At 60.4% G+C, this 17,526-nt stretch carries 18 protein-coding genes, 2 tRNA genes and 1 rRNA gene; 10 read left to right on the top strand and 11 right to left on the bottom strand.

Annotated elements, in window-relative coordinates:
* The first annotated feature begins 5 nt into the window (after positions 1–5).
* The 3 genes from trpD to LOY22_RS24245 are packed head-to-tail and all read left to right on the top strand — an operon-like array spanning position 6 to position 2,646.
* Entirely contained in the window at positions 6–1,055 is a 1,050-nt protein-coding gene (trpD, locus tag LOY22_RS24255) for an anthranilate phosphoribosyltransferase (RefSeq protein ID WP_258595108.1), read from the top strand.
* Entirely contained in the window at positions 1,052–1,888 is an 837-nt protein-coding gene (trpC, locus tag LOY22_RS24250) for an indole-3-glycerol phosphate synthase TrpC (protein WP_093378986.1), read from the top strand. The genes trpD and trpC overlap by 4 nt, the downstream gene beginning before the upstream one ends.
* Positions 1,889–1,941: 53 nt before the next feature.
* Positions 1,942–2,646 (top strand): lipoyl protein ligase domain-containing protein, encoded by a 705-nt coding sequence (locus tag LOY22_RS24245; RefSeq protein ID WP_093378989.1) that lies wholly within the window; start codon positions 1,942–1,944, stop codon positions 2,644–2,646.
* On the opposite strand, the gene crp is transcribed toward LOY22_RS24245, so the two are convergent.
* The gene (gene crp / locus LOY22_RS24240; protein ID WP_045199329.1) at positions 2,643–3,287 is read right to left on the bottom strand and encodes a cAMP-activated global transcriptional regulator CRP; all 645 of its coding nucleotides are present in this window, start codon (positions 3,285–3,287) and stop codon (positions 2,643–2,645) included. The genes LOY22_RS24245 and crp overlap by 4 nt on opposite strands.
* Positions 3,288–3,479: 192 nt before the next feature.
* On the opposite strand from crp, the gene LOY22_RS24235 reads away from it, so the two are divergent.
* Complete coding sequence (locus LOY22_RS24235; RefSeq protein WP_010221469.1) at positions 3,480–3,902, top strand: OsmC family protein; 423 nt, start codon at positions 3,480–3,482, stop codon at positions 3,900–3,902.
* A gap of 31 nt (positions 3,903–3,933) precedes the next feature.
* On the opposite strand, the gene LOY22_RS24230 is transcribed toward LOY22_RS24235, so the two are convergent.
* The 8 genes from LOY22_RS24230 to hemJ all read right to left on the bottom strand — a co-directional run bounded on the left by LOY22_RS24230 (position 3,934) and on the right by hemJ (position 9,284).
* Positions 3,934–4,353, bottom strand: coding sequence for a hypothetical protein (locus LOY22_RS24230; protein WP_052676536.1), 420 nt, complete (start codon positions 4,351–4,353; stop codon positions 3,934–3,936).
* Complete coding sequence (locus tag LOY22_RS24225) at positions 4,353–5,393, bottom strand: DUF2157 domain-containing protein (protein WP_258595107.1); 1,041 nt, start codon at positions 5,391–5,393, stop codon at positions 4,353–4,355. The genes LOY22_RS24230 and LOY22_RS24225 overlap by 1 nt, the downstream gene beginning before the upstream one ends.
* An 8-nt stretch (positions 5,394–5,401) precedes the next feature.
* A complete protein-coding gene (gene coq7, locus LOY22_RS24220) occupies positions 5,402–6,049 on the bottom strand; it encodes a 2-polyprenyl-3-methyl-6-methoxy-1,4-benzoquinone monooxygenase (protein WP_045199333.1) in 648 nt (215 codons plus the stop codon).
* Positions 6,050–6,114: 65 nt separating this feature from the next.
* Positions 6,115–6,453 carry a histidine triad nucleotide-binding protein gene (locus LOY22_RS24215; RefSeq protein WP_045199336.1) on the bottom strand — a complete coding sequence of 113 codons (339 nt, stop codon included), beginning with the start codon at positions 6,451–6,453 and terminating at the stop codon, positions 6,115–6,117.
* A 71-nt stretch (positions 6,454–6,524) separates the two neighbouring features.
* Positions 6,525–7,298, bottom strand: coding sequence for an SDR family oxidoreductase (locus tag LOY22_RS24210; protein WP_258595106.1), 774 nt, complete (start codon positions 7,296–7,298; stop codon positions 6,525–6,527).
* A gap of 80 nt (positions 7,299–7,378) precedes the next feature.
* Complete coding sequence (locus LOY22_RS24205) at positions 7,379–7,837, bottom strand: DUF805 domain-containing protein (RefSeq protein ID WP_052676537.1); 459 nt, start codon at positions 7,835–7,837, stop codon at positions 7,379–7,381.
* A gap of 31 nt (positions 7,838–7,868) precedes the next feature.
* Positions 7,869–8,825 (bottom strand): nitronate monooxygenase family protein, encoded by a 957-nt coding sequence (locus tag LOY22_RS24200; RefSeq protein ID WP_093378996.1) that lies wholly within the window; start codon positions 8,823–8,825, stop codon positions 7,869–7,871.
* Between the two features lie 33 nt (positions 8,826–8,858).
* Positions 8,859–9,284, bottom strand: coding sequence for a protoporphyrinogen oxidase HemJ (hemJ, locus tag LOY22_RS24195; protein ID WP_045199341.1), 426 nt, complete (start codon positions 9,282–9,284; stop codon positions 8,859–8,861).
* 142 nt (positions 9,285–9,426) lie between these two features.
* Here hemJ and argC point away from each other — a divergent pair, with 142 nt between their 5' ends.
* Positions 9,427–10,461: an N-acetyl-gamma-glutamyl-phosphate reductase gene (argC, locus tag LOY22_RS24190; RefSeq protein WP_213603112.1), complete on the top strand. Its 1,035-nt coding sequence runs from the start codon at positions 9,427–9,429 to the stop codon at positions 10,459–10,461.
* A gap of 158 nt (positions 10,462–10,619) precedes the next feature.
* Positions 10,620–10,970: an iron-sulfur cluster insertion protein ErpA gene (erpA, locus tag LOY22_RS24185; protein WP_010221479.1), complete on the top strand. Its 351-nt coding sequence runs from the start codon at positions 10,620–10,622 to the stop codon at positions 10,968–10,970.
* 57 nt (positions 10,971–11,027) lie between these two features.
* Here the strand turns inward: erpA and LOY22_RS24180 are convergent, their stop codons facing one another.
* Positions 11,028–12,119 carry an anhydro-N-acetylmuramic acid kinase gene (locus LOY22_RS24180; protein ID WP_045199345.1) on the bottom strand — a complete coding sequence of 364 codons (1,092 nt, stop codon included), beginning with the start codon at positions 12,117–12,119 and terminating at the stop codon, positions 11,028–11,030.
* 3 nt (positions 12,120–12,122) lie between these two features.
* Positions 12,123–13,544 (bottom strand): peptidoglycan DD-metalloendopeptidase family protein, encoded by a 1,422-nt coding sequence (locus LOY22_RS24175; RefSeq protein WP_045199347.1) that lies wholly within the window; start codon positions 13,542–13,544, stop codon positions 12,123–12,125.
* Between the two features lie 210 nt (positions 13,545–13,754).
* Here LOY22_RS24175 and tyrS point away from each other — a divergent pair, with 210 nt between their 5' ends.
* From tyrS to LOY22_RS24155, 4 genes are all read left to right on the top strand, one after another.
* The gene (tyrS, locus tag LOY22_RS24170) at positions 13,755–14,954 is read left to right on the top strand and encodes a tyrosine--tRNA ligase (protein ID WP_045199348.1); all 1,200 of its coding nucleotides are present in this window, start codon (positions 13,755–13,757) and stop codon (positions 14,952–14,954) included.
* Between the two features lie 604 nt (positions 14,955–15,558).
* Positions 15,559–17,095 (top strand): 16S ribosomal RNA (locus tag LOY22_RS24165).
* Between the two features lie 85 nt (positions 17,096–17,180).
* Positions 17,181–17,257, top strand: a tRNA-Ile gene (locus LOY22_RS24160).
* Positions 17,258–17,267: 10 nt separating this feature from the next.
* Positions 17,268–17,343 (top strand) — tRNA-Ala (locus tag LOY22_RS24155).
* Positions 17,344–17,526 lie beyond the last annotated feature (183 nt).

The raw sequence follows: 17,526 nt of genomic DNA, 5'->3' as shown, positions 1-17,526 counted from the left end.
CGAACATGGATATCAAGAGCGCGCTGAGTCGCATCGTCGGCCACCTGGACCTGAGCACCGAAGAAATGCGCGATGTCATGCGCGAAATCATGACCGGCCAATGCACCGAGGCGCAGATCGGCGCCTTCATGATGGGCATGCGCATGAAGAGCGAGAGCATCGATGAAATTGTCGGTGCCGTGTCGGTGATGCGCGAGCTGGCCGACAAAGTCGAGCTCAACACCCTCGACCAGGTGGTCGACGTGGTCGGCACTGGCGGTGATGGCGCCAACATCTTCAACGTATCCACCGCTTCGGCCTTCGTCGTCGCCGCCGCCGGTTGCACCGTGGCCAAGCACGGTAACCGTGCGGTCTCGGGCAAGAGTGGCAGCGCCGACCTGCTGGAAGCCGCTGGCATCTACCTGAACCTGACGCCGGTGCAGGTCGCACGCTGCATCGACAGCGTCGGCATTGGCTTCATGTTTGCCCAGACCCACCACAAGGCGATGAAATACGCCGCCGGCCCGCGTCGTGACCTGGGCTTGCGTACCCTGTTCAACATGCTCGGCCCGCTTACGAATCCGGCCGGGGTCAAGCACCAGGTCGTCGGCGTGTTCACCCAGGCACTGTGCCGCCCACTGGCTGAAGTGCTGCAACGCCTGGGCAGCAAGCATGTGCTGGTGGTGCATTCGAAAGATGGCCTGGACGAATTCAGCCTGGCGGCGCCAACCTTCGTTGCTGAACTCAAGAACGACCAGATCAGCGAGTACTGGGTCGAGCCCGAAGACCTCGGCATGAAAAGCCAGAGCCTGCATGGCCTGGCCGTGGAGAGCCCGGCCAAGTCGCTGGAGCTGATCCGCGATGCCCTGGGCCGGTGCAAGACCGAGAACGGCCAGAAGGCTGCGGAAATGATTGTGCTCAACGCCGGCGCCGCACTGTACGCCGCCGACCATGCCATGAGCCTCAAGCAGGGCGTGGAGCTGGCTCACGACGCATTGCACACTGGCCTTGCCCGGGAAAAACTCGAAGAGCTCGGTGCCTTTACCGCGGTATTCAAGCAGGAGAATGAAGGATGAGTGTGCCGACGGTTCTGGAAAACATTCTGGCGCGCAAGGTCGAAGAAGTCGCCGAGCGCAGCGCCCGTGTCAGCCTTGCCGAGCTTGAACGCCTGGCGGCCGCTGCCGATGCGCCACGCGGTTTTGCCAAGGCCCTTATCGAACAGGCCAAGCGCAAGCAGCCTGCAGTCATTGCCGAAATCAAGAAAGCCTCGCCAAGCAAGGGCGTGATCCGCGAAAACTTCATTCCGGCCGACATTGCCGTCAGCTACGAGAAGGGCGGCGCGACCTGCCTGTCGGTGCTGACCGACGTCGATTACTTCCAGGGCGGCGACATCTACCTGCAACAGGCGCGCGCCGCGTGCAAGCTGCCGGTGATTCGCAAGGACTTCATGATCGATCCTTATCAGATCGTCGAAGCCCGGGCCCTGGGCGCCGACTGTGTGCTGCTGATCGTTGCCGCGCTGGATGACGTGAAGATGGCCGAATTGGCCGCGACGGCAAAAGGCGTGGGCCTTGATGTGCTGGTCGAAGTGCACGACGGCGACGAGCTGGAGCGGGCGCTGAAGACTCTCGACACGCCGCTGGTGGGCGTCAACAACCGCAACCTGCACACCTTTGAAGTCAGCCTGGAAACCACCCTCGACCTGCTGCCGCGCATCCCCCGTGATCGCCTGGCCATCACCGAGAGCGGCATCCTCAACCGCGCCGACGTCGAGCTGATGGAAATCAACGAGGTCTACTCCTTCCTGGTCGGCGAAGCGTTCATGCGCGCCGAGCACCCGGGGCTGGAGCTGCAGCGCCTGTTCTTCCCGGAGCGTGTGGTGCAGAACCCGGTGCAAGGCCTGGACTGATTCAACTCTGAAGCCGGCGATGCCGGCTTTTTTGTCTCTACAAGGTTAATGCGATGACTGATCAAGTGCTTGATGTCACTGTCGAGGCCGGGCTGCACGCCGAACAGGAGCTGCTGGCGGCGGTATGCAAGGGCGAAAAGGATCATGGCCTGTTGTTCTGGCGACCGACCGATCATGCCCTGGTCATGCCCCGGCGCATGAGCCGCCTCGAAGGCTTCGAGGCGGCCTGCGCCGAGCTTGCGATTGCCGGTTGGCCGGTGCTGCTGCGCGAAACCGGTGGTGAGCCAGTGCCGCAGTCGCCGGCGGTGCTCAACATCGCCCTGGTTTACGTCGCGCCGAAAAGCGAAGGTGATCACGGCCGTATCGAAAACGCCTACGAGCGTCTGTGCCTGCCGCTGTGTGATGTGCTGCGCGAATGGGGCGGGATGGCGTCGGTGGGGGAAATCGAAGGGGCGTTCTGTGATGGCCGCTACAACGTCAACCTTAACGGTCGCAAACTGGTCGGCACTGCCCAGCGCTGGCGCCAGGGCCTGGGTGGCAAGCGCCCGGTGGTGTTGGTTCATGGTGCGTTGCTGCTGGATAACGAGCGCGAGTCGATGGTGGCGGCGGTCAACCGCTTCAACGAATGCTGCGAGCTGGAGCAGCGCTGCCTGGCCGACAGCCACATCGCTTTGCACGAGGTGGTACCCGAGGCGCCACTGCTCGAGCGCCTTGGCCAGGCCTATGCCGAAGTGATCAAAGGCATCGCCCGCGATTAACGGGTACCGAAGACCACCATGGTCTTGCCCTTGACGTGTACCAGGCTGCGCTCTTCGAGATCCTTGAGGACGCGGCCAACCATCTCCCGCGAACAACCGACGATGCGGCCGATTTCCTGGCGGGTGATCTTGATCTGCATGCCGTCGGGGTGGGTCATGGCGTCTGGCTGCTTGCACAATTCCAGCAGGCAGCGGGCTACCCGGCCGGTGACGTCGAAGAAGGCCAGGTCGCCGACCTTGCGCGTGGTGTTGCGCAGGCGCTGGGCCATCTGGCTGCCCAGGGCATAGAGAATGTCCGGGTCGTGACGCGCCAGTTCACGGAATTTTTCGTAGCTGATTTCTGCAACTTCACATTCGCTTTTGGCCCGCACCCAGGCGCTGCGCTGGTGTTCCTGGCCGGCTGGTTCAAACAGCCCCAGCTCGCCGAAAAAGTCGCCACTGTTGAGGTAGGCGATGATCATTTCGTGGCCGTTGTCATCCTCGATAAGGATGGTCACCGAGCCCTTGACGATAAAGGACAGGGTTTCGGCCTTGTCACCGGCGCAGATGATGTTGCTCTTGGCCGCATAGCGGCGGCGCTGGCAATGGACCAGCAGCTTGTCGATGTTCTTGATCTTGGCTGGAAGGGCTGATGCAACCATGGCTGGATCCCGGTCAGGAGGCGACGCTTCAATTTCTTTTATAGATAGTCTGGCGATAAGCGCCAGTGATTTGGCGTCAGCTTATCAGACACTTGTCCTTCTATCGGCAGATTTACTCATGCGCTTGAGCTTTTCCGCCGGGCTCGCAGGGTCTAAGCTGGCAGCCTTTTTTCAATCAAGGGAGTCCAGGTAATGAAGGCGCGTATCCAGTGGGCAGGTGAAGCCATGTTTCTGGGCGAATCGGGCAGTGGCCATGTGGTCGTGATGGATGGCCCGCCCGAGGCCGGTGGCCGCAACCTGGGTGTACGGCCCATGGAAATGCTGCTGTTGGGCCTGGGTGGCTGCAGCAACTTCGATGTGGTCAGCATCCTGAAGAAATCCCGCCAGGCAGTAGAGAGCTGCGAAGCTTTCCTTGAAGCCGAGCGCGCCAGCGAAGACCCGAAGGTATTCACCAAAATCCACCTGAATTTCGTGGTCAAGGGCCGTGGCCTGAAAGAAGCCCAGGTCAAGCGTGCGGTCGAGCTGTCGGCAGAGAAGTATTGCTCGGCCTCGATCATGCTCGGCCGGGCCGGTGTCGAGATCACCCACAGCTACGAGATTGTCGAGCTCGGTTGATTACCAGCAAGCCCGCTCCTGTGGGGGCGGGCTAACGGCGCAGGCGCTCCAGCCCGATCAGCCAGGCCAGCCCCGGAACCAGCGCCACCACCAACCAGTGCAGGTTGAAGACGAGCAGACCGACGATTTCTGCGCTACTCCAGGTATTGCCAAAGGCGTCGGCAAATATCAGGCACTGCAGCCAGGCCGTCAGCGCGGCCGATAGCACAAAGGCCAAGGCAAGCAGGCGCTGCCTGTGAATGAAGCAGCCGGCCAGCAGCAACAGCAGTTGCCCGGGCAGTGAGAACACCCACAGGTCGACGGCACTGTTGCCATCAGGTTGGGAGATGTCAGGCAGTTTCAGGCTAAAGGGTTCCCCGCTCATGCCGGCAGTCAGCAGGCACACGAACAGATAAGCCACCAGCACCAGCCCCAGGCTTTGCAGCAAGCGAAGGCAAAATAACCGAATCATCAGTGGCGCAACCCCGGCAGCAGCTTCAGCAAGCCTTGCGGCAATCGCGCCTGCAAACGGCTGCTCAAAGCCTCGCGGTGCTTCTGATAGAAAAGCCCCAAGCCAATCACGCCCAACCCGATCAGGGTCAGCACCACCGGGAACAGCAGCGACTCGGCAAACACCTCGTAAGACAGGTAACCCAGGTACATCGCCACGCCCATGCCACCAAAGACCATGAACAGCGGACGGCGCAGCAACAGTGCTATGCCCATCAGGCCAAGGTTGATCAGACCATAAAGCGCTTTGTCCCATTCACTGTCGGTATCCAGCAGCGGCAAGCCGAGCCAGAAGGCCAGCAATCCGGCCAGATAGCCCCAGAAGGCATAGTCCTGGCGGGTGCGACCGTCGATCACCAGGAACACCAGCAATGTCGCCAGGCCAAACCACAGTGACACCGTACGCCGCTGATTCCAGTCGAAGGCCTCGCCATAGAACCATTCGCTCAGGTCCATGGACATGAACCACAAGGCCACGGCAATCGGCATGACGATGAACGGAAACGGGATCAGGCGCAGCATCAACAAGCCGGCCAGTATCGTCGCCGCCTCCATCAGCAGCCAACCGTCCTGCACGTAGGTGTAGTAGTTGTGGTAGTTGCCCTGGGCGTTGTCCAGTAGCCAGAAACCGCTGAGTCGCTCCGCCGCAAACACTGCCAGCGGTACGATGCTCACCGCCACCGCAGCAAGTACGCCAGCAGGGATGACCTGGCCGCGGCGTTGCATTAGCAAGGCGCCCAGGGTCAGTACGCCGATATAAATCAGTGAGACCAGCAGCAGGGCGCTGTCACCGACGCGCATCCAGGCTTCACTGAGCAGCCAGCCCATGGCGGCCATGATCAGCAGGGCGCCGAAGTAAAACGCCACGTGGGCCAGCTGGAAACTGGCCTGGGTTTGCGGCTGGAGCTTGAGAAATTCAAGCAGGGCCTGATCCTGGCCCGGGTTCAGAACGCCGGCGCTGACTGCGCGGGCCAGGTCCTTGGCGTCGAAGCGTTCCGTCATCGGTGGTCCTAGATACGATAAGTGCTTTTGGTCATGACCTTGGCCATCAGGCTCATGCCGAACTTGACCGGTGCCGGGAAGCGGAAGCCGCCAGCATCCAGGGCCGATTCGGCATGTTGCTCTTCGTCGATGCGCATCTGCTCAAGAATCGCCCGGGATTTCTCATCCTCGGCCGGGATTTGCTCCAGGTGTTCGTCCAGGTGCTTGCACACCTGATGCTCGGTGGCGGCGACAAAACCCAGGCTGACCTTGTCGCTGACCAGGCCCGCGAGGGCACCGATGCCGAAGGACATACCGTAGAACAGCGGGTTGAGCACGCTGGGGTGGCTGCCGAGCTGGCGAATGCGCTGTTCGCACCAGGCCAGGTGGTCGATTTCTTCTTCGGCGGCGTGCTCCATGGCCTTGCGAACCTGGGGCAGCTTGGCGGTCAGGGCCTGGCCCTGGTACAGCGCCTGGGCACAGACTTCACCGGTATGGTTGATACGCATGAGCCCGGCCACATGGCGGGTCTGGGTTTCGTCGAGGGTGACATCCGGCTGGATGATCGCCGGCGACGGCCGGGAAGGCTGGCCGCTGAAGGGCAGCAAGGTGCGCATGGCGGTGTCGGCCTGCAGCAACAAGCGGTCGAGCGGGGAATAGTGACGTTCGGTAGCCATCGGGCACCTCCGCAAGAATGTGCCCGACAGTTTACCCCAATCGCGATGCCGGGGCTTGCCCTGGATCAGCCCGGTGGCCAGTGCATCTGACGCTGGCCAAGCACGTGCATATGAATGTGGTAGACGGTTTGCCCACCCAGCTCATTGCAGTTCATGACCACGCGAAAGCCGTCTTCGCAGCCCAGTTCCTTGGCCAGCCGCTGGGCGGTGAACAGGATGTGCCCGGCCAGGCCCTTGTCTTCTTCGGTCAGGTCGTTGAGGGTGCGGATCGGTTTTTTCGGGATGACCAGAAAATGTACCGGTGCCTGCGGGGCGATATCGTGGAAGGCCAGAACCTGGTCGTCCTCGTAGATGATCTTGGCCGGGATTTCCCGGTTGATGATCTTGGTAAACAGAGTATCCACTACGGCTGCTCCATGAGGGTAATCGGACTTGAGTGTACGCAGGCCAGACGCTTGCGCCCAGCCCTGTACAACTAGCGCGGGCAATAGGCCTGGTTGATGGCGCCGGCCAGCTTGCGTGCCAGCCAGCGCGATAGCCAGCGCGGGCTGAAGGCCAGCCAGCGGTTGCGCCGGCCGGGGATGATCAATGCGCGGTTCTTGTCCAGGGCGCGTACGGTATACAGCGCGACTTCTTCCGGGCTCAGGCTGCGTTGGCTGTTTTCCAGCCGCGGGATACGCCGCAACGGCGAACGCACCGGGCCTGGGCACAGCACCGAAACCTTGATGCCGGTGCGTTTGAGCTCTTCGCGCAGGCCTTCGGAAAAGTGCAGCACATAGGCTTTGCTTGCCGCGTAGCTGCTCATCCACGGGCCGGGCGCGAAGGCGGCAAGCGAAGCGACGTTGAGTATCTGCCCGCCGCCCTGAACCGCCATGGCATTGCCAAGGGCATGGCAGAGGCGGGTCAGGGCGAGGATGTTCACCTCGATCAGGTCCTGCTCATCGCTCCATTCCTGGGCCAGAAAGTGCCCGTAGGAGCGAATGCCCGCGCAGTTGACCAGCAAGTCGATGTGCCGCTCGCTTTCTTCCAGCTCCAGCAGGAACCCCGACAACCGCAACGGCTCGCCCAGGTCGCAGGCACGAAACAGCACTTCGACGCCAAACCGCTGGGTCAGCTCGATGGCGATGCTTTCCAGCGGGTCGCGCTGTCGGGCCACCAGGATCAAATTGCGTCCCCGACGTGCCAGCGCCTCGGCCAGTGCCAGGCCCAAGCCGCTGGAGGCACCGGTGATCATGGCGTAACGGGTCATGCAGTTCTCCAGTCGGGAAGGGTGGCCAAAGTGCGCAGTTTACAGGTGCCGGGCCCGGAGTGCTGCTACCCGTGGCGTGTCTAGATGCCGGGGCGGGTGACGGTGACGTATGCAAGCCCGGCAACCAGGACCAGCCACAGCCAGGCCAGGATCACCACTGCGTTGTTGTTGGGCACTGGCGGCGCACCGAAGCGGTTGCTGCCACGCGTGCCGGGCATCAGTACCAGCACCAGGATGAAGAAGTTGCCGACCCATGGAAGGATCGACAGCCAGCAGAACCAGCCGCTCCAGTTCAGGTCGTGCAGGCGCTGGACGATGAACAGCATGCTCAGGATCCGTGCCGACAACAGGCCGATCATCATCAGGCCGCCGAGGTCCAGCGACATTGAACTGGACAGCAAGGCCACCAGGAAAATGCCGCCGATGGTCGCAGCGAACAAGACCAGGCTCCAGGCCAGCAGGCGCACGCGGCCAATTCGCCCTTCCAGGCTCATGACCTTGGGTTTGCTCGAGTTGGCGAGAGTCAGGGTGTCATACATGCGGGCTTCCTTTGCCGTGATAAAGCGTGAGTCAGCCCGGCCAGCGATGGCCAAGGGCTGTGGCCGAGGCGTGCGCCTGGCGGTATTCGGTATCCAGGCGGGTAATCAGTTGCTCGACCGAGCAGAGCTGGTCGATGGCACCGACACCTTGTCCGGCAGACCAGACGGTCTTCCAGGCCTTGGCCTCGTCGTCGATGGGTTTGAGCTTGGTCTCGGTGTGGCTGCGCAGGGCGGCCATGTCGAAACCGGCGTTTTCCAGGCTCTGGCGCATGAAGCTGGCAGGCACCCCGGAAACCGCAGCGGTGTGGATGATATCGGCTGCCTTGGCTTCAAGCATCATTTCTTTGTAAGGCCCCGGCGCCTGGCTCTCGTGGGTGGCGATAAAGCGCGTACCCAGGTAGGCGAGGTCAGCGCCCAGCAACTGCGCGGCGAGGATTTCCTGGCCACGGTTTATGCAACCGGCCAGCAGCAAGGTCTTGTCGAAGAACTGGCGAATCTCGGCGATCAGGGCGAACGGGCTCCAGGTGCCAGCGTGGCCGCCGGCGCCCGCGGCTACGGCAATCAGACCGTCGACACCGGCCTCGGCGGCTTTCTCGGCATGCCGGCGGGTGGTCACGTCATGGAACACCAGGCCGCCATAGCTGTGCACGGCATCGACCAGTTCCTTCACCGCCCCGAGGCTGGTGATGACGATCGGCACCTTGTGCTCGACGCACAACGCCAGGTCTGCCTGCAGGCGCGGGTTGCTCTGGTGCACGATCAGGTTGACGGCATAGGGTGCAGGTTTGTCGAGGGCCGCCAGGCCCGTTTCGATCTCTTCCAGCCAAGCCTTGAAGCCTGCGCTGTCGCGCTGGTTCAGGGCCGGGAAACTGCCGACCACCCCGTTGGCACAACAGGCCAGTACCAGTTGCGGATTGGAGATCAGAAACATCGGCGCCGCTACCACCGGCAGGCGCAAGCGTTGTTCGAGCAGGGCAGGCAATGACATGGCAGGTTTCCCGAGGCTGAGTATGGGTTTAGGTTAGAACGGTTTGACCACCACCAGAATTACCACGGCCAGCAGGACCAGCACCGGCACTTCATTGAACCAGCGGTAGAACACGTGGCTGCGGGTGTTTTCGCCGCGGGCGAAGCGCTTGAGCTGTGCGCCGCACATATGGTGGTAACCGATCAGCAGCACCACCAGGGTGAGCTTGGCGTGCATCCAGCCCTGGCTCATGAAGCCCGGGGTCAGGCTCAGCAGCCAGATGCCGAAGACCAGGCTGGCGATCATCGCCGGCAGCATGATGCCGCGGTAGAGCTTGCGCTCCATGATCACGAAGCGTTCCTGGCTGATGCTGTCCTGGCTTTGTGCGTGATAGACGAACAGGCGCGGCAGGTAGAACAGGCCGGCAAACCAGCAGACCACGCTGACGATATGCAGCGCTTTGATCCAGAGAAAAAGCATGGGGTTGAGTTCCTTCAGGGTTCACGGTGGTCAGATAGTAGAGGCAAGGGGCCCGGCGAGCCATCGCAACAGTTGTGGGCGTGTTTCAGCGCCCCTATTATCGTGGGCTTTCCTGATGGTTCGTTGATAAGGGGCACGCGTTATGGTCAAGGTCGGTATCGTTGGCGGCACGGGTTACACCGGGGTCGAGCTGCTGCGTCTGTTGGCACAGCATCCACAGGCCGAGGTGGCAGTGATCACCTCGCGTTCCGAAGCTGGTCTGGCGGTTGCCGATATGTACCCGAACCTGCGTGGCCACTACGACGGCCTGGCCTTCAGCGTACCGGACGTGAAGACCCTGGCCGCCTGCGACGTGGTGTTCTTCGCCACCCCGCACGGTGTCGCCCACGCCCTGGCCGGCGAGCTGCTGGCCGCGGGCACCAAGGTTATCGACCTGTCCGCCGACTTCCGCCTGCAGGACGCCGATGAGTGGGCCAAGTGGTACGGTCAGCCGCACGGCGCGCCCGAGCTGCTCAAGGACGCGGTCTACGGCCTGCCTGAAGTCAATCGCGAGCAAATTCGCCAGGCACGCCTGATCGCCGTACCGGGTTGCTACCCAACCGCTACCCAGCTTGGCTTCCTGCCGCTGCTCGAAGCCGGTATCGCCGACGCCTCGCGGCTGATCGCCGACTGCAAATCCGGGGTCAGCGGCGCCGGCCGTGGCGCGGCGGTGGGCTCGCTGTTCTGTGAGGCGGGCGAAAGCATGAAGGCATATGCGGTCAAGGGGCACCGTCACCTGCCGGAAATCACCCAGGGCCTGCGCCGGGCGGCGGGTGGTGATGTCGGACTGACCTTCGTGCCGCACCTGACCCCGATGATCCGCGGTATCCATTCGACCCTGTATGCAACCGTCGCCGATACCTCGGTCGATCTGCAGGCGCTGTTTGAAAAACGCTACGCCGATGAACCGTTCGTCGACGTAATGCCGGCCGGCAGCCATCCGGAAACCCGCAGCGTGCGCGGTGCCAACGTCTGCCGAATTGCCGTGCACCGTCCACAAGGCGGCGACCTGGTGGTGGTGTTGTCGGTGATCGACAACCTGGTCAAGGGCGCGTCGGGGCAGGCGGTACAGAACCTCAACATCCTCTTTGGCCTGGACGAGCGCATGGGGCTTTCCCACGCCGGTCTGCTTCCGTAAACGCCAGCTTTCAAGCTGCAAGTAAAAGGTGCATGCGATCCGCTTATAGCTTGCGGCGCACCTCTTGCAGCTTTTGTATTGTTGACCGCTTTTCTCGGAGAAGCGGATAATGCGCGTCATCACGCATTATGGCGGCATAGCGCCGGGAGATAGTCAGCATGAGCGTCGAATCCTTCACCCCTGTGGCATTGCAGTTCACTGAGGGTGCAGCGCACAAGGTGAAGACCCTGGTCGATGAAGAAGGCAATGATCGCCTGAAGTTGCGAGTTTTCGTGACCGGCGGCGGTTGCTCGGGTTTTCAGTACGGTTTCACTTTCGATGAAGACGTTGCCGAAGACGACACCATCGTCGAGCGCGAAGGCGTGGCTCTGGTTGTCGATCCGATGAGTTTCCAGTATCTGGCAGGAGCCGAGGTGGATTACCAGGAAGGCCTGGAAGGCTCGCGTTTCGTTATCAAGAACCCGAACGCCACCACGACCTGTGGTTGCGGCTCTTCGTTCTCGATCTGATCGCCAGGGCAGTACCGCAAACGCCGCGCTGATGCGCGGCGTTTTGCTGTCTGCGAGTTATGCCGGGTAGATCGCGCCCAGTACCCGCAGGCCACGGGCAGCGGTGACGCTGGGGCGGTTGGCGGGGATGCGCTGCAGGCAGCAGTGGGCCAGCCAGGCAAAGGCCATGGCCTCAACCCAGTCAGGGTCGATCCCGCAAGCGGCAGTGCTGCTGACCCGGGCATTGGGCAACAGGTCTGCCAGGCGCTGCATCAGCACGCTGTTGTGGGCGCCGCCGCCGCAGACCAGCAGTGCCTGGGTATCATCCTGTGCCGCTTGCAGCGAGCTGACGATGCTACGGGCGGTCAGTTCCAGCAGGGTGGCCTGCACGTCTTCATCCCGAAGGCTTGGCTGAGGGGCCAGGTGCTGATTGAGCCAAGGCAGGTTGAACACTTCGCGGCCGGTACTTTTCGGGCCGCTGCCTGCGAAGAACGGATCGCTCAGCAGCGAGGCGAGCAGGCCTGGGATAACCTGGCCGGTGCCCGCCCAGGCACCATTGGTGTCATAGCTGTGCCCTTGTTTCTGCTGAATCCAGGCATCGAGCAGCACGTTACCCGGCCCGCAGTCGAAGCCGCTGACTGGTTTGTCCTGTTCGATCAGGCTCAGATTGCTGAAGCCACCGACATTGAGCACCGCCAGGCGTTGGCCCTGATGGGCGAACAGGGCTTCGTGAAAGGCCGGTACCAGGGGAGCGCCCTGGCCGCCGGCGGCAACGTCACGGCGACGGAAGTCGCTGACCACGCTGATGCCGGTAAGCTCAGCCAGCAGCGCCGGGTTGCCGATCTGTACGGTAAAGCCGCGCGCCGGTTCGTGGCGGATGGTCTGGCCGTGGCTGCCGATGGCGCGAATGGCCTCGGGCGTGAGGTTGCGCGCGGCCAGCAGGTGCTGGATACCTTCGGCGGCAAGCTGCACCCAGCGGTTTTCGGCCAGGGCGGCGCGGGCAATCTCGTCCGGCCCGCTGGCGCACAGGGCCAGCAGGTCCTGGCGCAGGTCGGCGGGCATGGGGATGTAATGGGTGGCGAGCAGCGTGAGTTGCTGCTCCTGTTCGATCAAGGCGATGTCCAGGCCATCGAGGCTGGTCCCGGACATCACACCCAGATAGAGCGGCATTGCTTAACGCTTGCTCGAAGCAAGCAGGGTGGCCTTTTCCTGGTCCATGCGCGCGACCAGTGGCTGGCTTTGCTGCAGGAAACGCTGGCGCTCGGCCTTGGCGATCGGGTCAGCCATTGGCAACTTCTGCCCGAGCGGGTCGACGTGGACGCCGTTGACCTGGAACTCGTAGTGCAGGTGCGGGCCGGTAGACAGGCCGGTGGTGCCAATGTAGCCGATGATTTGCCCTTGCTTGACGGTGCCGCCGGTCTTCACGCCCTTGGCGAAGCCCTGCATGTGCCCGTACAGGGTCTGGTAGCGGTTACCGTGCTGGATGATCACGGTGTTGCCGTAGCCGCCGCGGCGGCCTGCCAGCAGCACTTTACCGTCACCGGCCGCCTTGATCGGTGTGCCGCGTGGTGCTGCGTAGTCGACACCTTTGTGCGCGCGGATCTTGTTCAGGATCGGGTGCTTGCGGCCAGCCGAGAAGCGCGAGCTGATGCGGGCGAAATCAACCGGAGTGCGGATGAACGCCTTGCGCATGCTGTTGCCGTCGGCGGTGTAGTAGTTGGTGTTGCCCTGCTTGTTGGTGTAGCGCACTGCGGTGAAACTCTTGCCGCGGTTGGTGAAGCGGGCAGAGAGGATATTGCCGGTACCGACGACCTTGCCGTTCATGACCTTCTGTTCATAGATCACGTCGAACTCGTCGCCCTGGCGGATATCCTGGGCGAAGTCGATGTCATACCCGAAGATGCGCGCCATATCCATGGTCAGGTTGTGATTCAGGCCGGCACGCTGGGCCGAGGCCGACAGCGAACTCTTGATCACGCCATGTACATAGGCCGAGCGCACCACGGGCTTGCTGATTTCACGGTTGAACGCGTAACCGTTTGCGCTCTTGGTCAGGCGAATGGTTTCCAGGTCGCTGAGCTTGCTGTGCAGGCTGGCCAGCTGACCGTCCTTGTCCAGTTCGATCTGCAGTACCTGGCCATGCTTGAGCTGGCTGAACTGCTTGGCCTGCTTGTTACTGGCCAGCACTTCATGCACAGCGGTAGCCGGCAGGCCGACCTTGGCGAACAGGGTCGACAGGGTATCGCCGCGGCTTACGGTGACTTCGCGGTGGCTTGGGTCCTTGGCTGGCGCGGCTTCGGCAGCGGCGGGCGCAGGCTCGGTCTTAGCGGTTTCCTCGGTTGCTGCGGCGCTGTTGTCGATCTGCGCAAACGGCGAGGGGGCGGCGTCGGTGTTCTGGGTAAGTGGGGCGTCCTGTTCCTGCTTGAGTTGCTCTGCCGGGCTTTCCAGCTCCAGGTTCAGGGTGGTTTTCTTGGCTTCGACCTCGCTGGATGGGAACACCAGCAAGGCCAGGCTGAGTAAGGCGGCGATGCCGCTGGCGGCCAACAGGTGGCTCTTCGGATAAAGCGGGGGCGCTTTAGGCGGTTCGTTGGTCATAGATGAATTGACTTTGAAATAGATGAAGTGGAAAAGATGAATGACATGATGAAGATGAAATAACTGTATAAAATATAACCAAATCCCCTTCAGCGCAAGCGCGCAGACGTCATCAGTCGGCTTCGAGGTCACACTCGGGGCAAAAACTTGTATTTGATGGCTGATCTTGTATGGTTGGGTCCCTTTGAATCTGAGCCTTACGGGTCTGTTATGAAGTCGGTTGAAGAGCAGCTAGCGCTGATCAAGCGTGGAGCGGAAGAGGTACTGGTCGAGTCCGAGTTGGTCGAGAAGCTCAAGCGCGGGCAGCCGCTGCGGATCAAGGCGGGTTTTGACCCGACTGCGCCTGACCTGCACCTGGGGCATACCGTCCTGATCAACAAGCTGCGCCAGTTCCAGGACCTGGGTCACCAGGTGATCTTCCTGATTGGCGACTTCACCGGCATGATCGGTGACCCGAGCGGCAAGAGCGCTACCCGTCCGCCGCTGACCCGCGAGCAGGTACTGGATAACGCCGAGACCTATAAACAGCAGGTGTTCAAGATTCTCGACCCGGCCAAGACCGAAGTCGCGTTCAACTCCACCTGGATGGACAAGCTCACCCCGGCCGACTTCATTCGCCTGGCGTCGCAGTACACCGTGGCGCGCATGCTCGAGCGCGACGACTTCGACAAGCGCTACACCACCAACCAGCCGATCGCGATCCATGAGTTCCTCTATCCGCTGGTGCAGGGTTATGACTCGGTGGCACTCAAGTGCGACGTCGAGCTCGGCGGTACCGACCAGAAGTTCAACCTGCTTATGGGGCGCGAGCTGCAACGTGCTTACGGCCAGGAAGCACAGAACATCGTGACCATGCCGCTGCTCGAAGGGCTCGACGGCGTGAAGAAGATGTCCAAGTCCCTGGGCAATTATGTCGGCATCCAGGAAGCCCCTGGGGTGATGTACAGCAAGCTCGTGTCGATTCCTGACACCCTGATGTGGCGTTACTTCGAACTGCTGAGCTTCCGTTCCATGGAAGAGATCGAGCAGTTGCGTGCCGATGTCGCCAATGGCGCAAACCCGCGTGACATTAAGATCAAGCTGGCGGAAGAGATCGTTGCCCGCTTCCATGGCGAGGAGGCTGCCGCCAATGCTCACCGCGCGGCAGGTAACCGTATGAAAGAGGGCGAGTTGCCGGAGGATCTGCCTGAGGTTGAGGTCTCTGCGGCTGAAGGCTTGCCGATCGCTGCCGTGTTGAACCGCGCGGGTCTGGTGAAGAACTCGGCGATGGCGCGGGATCTGCTCAATGGCGGCGCGGTGAAGGTCGACGGTGCGGTGGTTGATCGTGATTTCATGTTTGCACTTGGCGCGACCCATGTATGCCAGGCGGGCAAGAAGGCATTTGCCCGGGTTACCCTCAAGGCTGAGTAGGCGGTAGCGGCAAGCTATAAGCTGCAAGCTACAAGTTGAGCGCGGTGCCTCTGCTTTTACTTGCAGCTTGAAGCTTGCTACTTATAGCCAAAACGCCCCCGCTGAAACAAAGTTGAAATAAGTCCTTGACGCCCCCGCAGATCTCTCTATAATTCGCCCCACTTCCGGCGCAGTCGGAACTGAAAACTCCTTGAGTTTCAAAGAGTTAGCGGTTTCAGGGTCATCCGGAGGTGCTTCGATCGAAAGATCGGCAGCGGTGAAAAAGGCGGTTGACAGCGGTTTGAAACGCTGTAGAATTCGCCTCCCGCTACGAGAGATCGCAGCGAGTCAAGTGTTTGAAGTGAAACGAAAAACTTCAAAATAAACGCTTGACAGGCTCTGAGGAAAGCGTAGAATGCGCGCCTCGGTTGAGACGAAAGGCTCTTAACCAACCGCTCTTTAACAACTGAATCAAGCAATTCGTGTGGGTGCTTGTGAGCTCAGACTGATAGTCAAAAAGATTATCAGCATCACAAGTGGCTACACGAAAATCGAAAGATTTGAAAGTAAGTCATTTGAGATTGCTGAGCCAAGTTTAGGGTTTTCTCAAAACCCAAGCAGTATTGAACTGAAGAGTTTGATCATGGCTCAGATTGAACGCTGGCGGCAGGCCTAACACATGCAAGTCGAGCGGATGAGAGGAGCTTGCTCTTCGATTCAGCGGCGGACGGGTGAGTAATACCTAGGAATCTGCCTGGTAGTGGGGGACAACGTTTCGAAAGGAACGCTAATACCGCATACGTCCTACGGGAGAAAGCAGGGGACCTTCGGGCCTTGCGCTATCAGATGAGCCTAGGTCGGATTAGCTAGTTGGTGAGGTAATGGCTCACCAAGGCGACGATCCGTAACTGGTCTGAGAGGATGATCAGTCACACTGGAACTGAGACACGGTCCAGACTCCTACGGGAGGCAGCAGTGGGGAATATTGGACAATGGGCGAAAGCCTGATCCAGCCATGCCGCGTGTGTGAAGAAGGTCTTCGGATTGTAAAGCACTTTAAGTTGGGAGGAAGGGTACTTACCTAATACGTGAGTATTTTGACGTTACCGACAGAATAAGCACCGGCTAACTCTGTGCCAGCAGCCGCGGTAATACAGAGGGTGCAAGCGTTAATCGGAATTACTGGGCGTAAAGCGCGCGTAGGTGGTTTGTTAAGTTGGATGTGAAATCCCCGGGCTCAACCTGGGAACTGCATCCAAAACTGGCAAGCTAGAGTAGGGCAGAGGGTGGTGGAATTTCCTGTGTAGCGGTGAAATGCGTAGATATAGGAAGGAACACCAGTGGCGAAGGCGACCACCTGGGCTCATACTGACACTGAGGTGCGAAAGCGTGGGGAGCAAACAGGATTAGATACCCTGGTAGTCCACGCCGTAAACGATGTCAACTAGCCGTTGGAATCCTTGAGATTTTAGTGGCGCAGCTAACGCATTAAGTTGACCGCCTGGGGAGTACGGCCGCAAGGTTAAAACTCAAATGAATTGACGGGGGCCCGCACAAGCGGTGGAGCATGTGGTTTAATTCGAAGCAACGCGAAGAACCTTACCAGGCCTTGACATGCAGAGAACTTTCCAGAGATGGATTGGTGCCTTCGGGAACTCTGACACAGGTGCTGCATGGCTGTCGTCAGCTCGTGTCGTGAGATGTTGGGTTAAGTCCCGTAACGAGCGCAACCCTTGTCCTTAGTTACCAGCACGTTATGGTGGGCACTCTAAGGAGACTGCCGGTGACAAACCGGAGGAAGGTGGGGATGACGTCAAGTCATCATGGCCCTTACGGCCTGGGCTACACACGTGCTACAATGGTCGGTACAGAGGGTTGCCAAGCCGCGAGGTGGAGCTAATCTCACAAAACCGATCGTAGTCCGGATCGCAGTCTGCAACTCGACTGCGTGAAGTCGGAATCGCTAGTAATCGCGAATCAGAATGTCGCGGTGAATACGTTCCCGGGCCTTGTACACACCGCCCGTCACACCATGGGAGTGGGTTGCACCAGAAGTAGCTAGTCTAACCTTCGGGAGGACGGTTACCACGGTGTGATTCATGACTGGGGTGAAGTCGTAACAAGGTAGCCGTAGGGGAACCTGCGGCTGGATCACCTCCTTAATCGACAGACATCAGCTGTCTTATGAGCTCCCACACGAATTGCTTGATTCATTGAAGAAGACGATATCGGTAACAGCTCTTAACTGGGTCTGTAGCTCAGTTGGTTAGAGCGCACCCCTGATAAGGGTGAGGTCGGCAGTTCGAATCTGCCCAGACCCACCAGTTTCTTGTTGGGGCCATAGCTCAGCTGGGAGAGCGCCTGCCTTGCACGCAGGAGGTCAGCGGTTCGATCCCGCTTGGCTCCACCACCCCTTGCTACCGTGTCAAAGCTTAGAAATGAATATTCGTATCGAATATTGATTTCTGAACTTTTTCAGAATCGTTCTTTAAAAATTTGGGTATGTGATAGAAAGATAGACTGGACAGCACTTTCACTGGTGTGTGTTCAGGCTAAGGTAAAATTTGTGAGTAATTACAAGTTTTCGGCGAAT

The organism is Pseudomonas sp. B21-035 (assembly GCF_024748945.1).
GTDB lineage: Bacteria > Pseudomonadota > Gammaproteobacteria > Pseudomonadales > Pseudomonadaceae > Aquipseudomonas.
Note: the sequence above shows the minus strand (reverse complement) of the source record. Positions and strands in the feature narration are given on the sequence as shown.

Bases quoted from the DNA above. Each gene is read 5' to 3' on its own strand.
- coq7 (WP_045199333.1), bottom strand. From the start codon at position 6,049: ATGGCTACCGAACGTCACTATTCCCCGCTCGACCGCTTGTTGCTGCAG.
- tyrS (WP_045199348.1), top strand. From the start codon at position 13,755: ATGAAGTCGGTTGAAGAGCAGCTAGCGCTGATCAAGCGTGGAGCGGAA.
- argC (WP_213603112.1), top strand. From the start codon at position 9,427: ATGGTCAAGGTCGGTATCGTTGGCGGCACGGGTTACACCGGGGTCGAG.
- LOY22_RS24205 (WP_052676537.1), bottom strand. From the start codon at position 7,837: ATGTATGACACCCTGACTCTCGCCAACTCGAGCAAACCCAAGGTCATG.
- LOY22_RS24230 (WP_052676536.1), bottom strand. From the start codon at position 4,353: ATGATTCGGTTATTTTGCCTTCGCTTGCTGCAAAGCCTGGGGCTGGTG.
- trpD (WP_258595108.1), top strand. From the start codon at position 6: ATGGATATCAAGAGCGCGCTGAGTCGCATCGTCGGCCACCTGGACCTG.
- LOY22_RS24175 (WP_045199347.1), bottom strand. From the start codon at position 13,544: ATGACCAACGAACCGCCTAAAGCGCCCCCGCTTTATCCGAAGAGCCAC.
- erpA (WP_010221479.1), top strand. From the start codon at position 10,620: ATGAGCGTCGAATCCTTCACCCCTGTGGCATTGCAGTTCACTGAGGGT.
- LOY22_RS24210 (WP_258595106.1), bottom strand. From the start codon at position 7,298: ATGACCCGTTACGCCATGATCACCGGTGCCTCCAGCGGCTTGGGCCTG.
- LOY22_RS24180 (WP_045199345.1), bottom strand. From the start codon at position 12,119: ATGCCGCTCTATCTGGGTGTGATGTCCGGGACCAGCCTCGATGGCCTG.
- LOY22_RS24225 (WP_258595107.1), bottom strand. From the start codon at position 5,393: ATGACGGAACGCTTCGACGCCAAGGACCTGGCCCGCGCAGTCAGCGCC.
- LOY22_RS24235 (WP_010221469.1), top strand. From the start codon at position 3,480: ATGAAGGCGCGTATCCAGTGGGCAGGTGAAGCCATGTTTCTGGGCGAA.
- crp (WP_045199329.1), bottom strand. From the start codon at position 3,287: ATGGTTGCATCAGCCCTTCCAGCCAAGATCAAGAACATCGACAAGCTG.
- hemJ (WP_045199341.1), bottom strand. From the start codon at position 9,284: ATGCTTTTTCTCTGGATCAAAGCGCTGCATATCGTCAGCGTGGTCTGC.
- trpC (WP_093378986.1), top strand. From the start codon at position 1,052: ATGAGTGTGCCGACGGTTCTGGAAAACATTCTGGCGCGCAAGGTCGAA.
- LOY22_RS24200 (WP_093378996.1), bottom strand. From the start codon at position 8,825: ATGTCATTGCCTGCCCTGCTCGAACAACGCTTGCGCCTGCCGGTGGTA.
- LOY22_RS24245 (WP_093378989.1), top strand. From the start codon at position 1,942: ATGACTGATCAAGTGCTTGATGTCACTGTCGAGGCCGGGCTGCACGCC.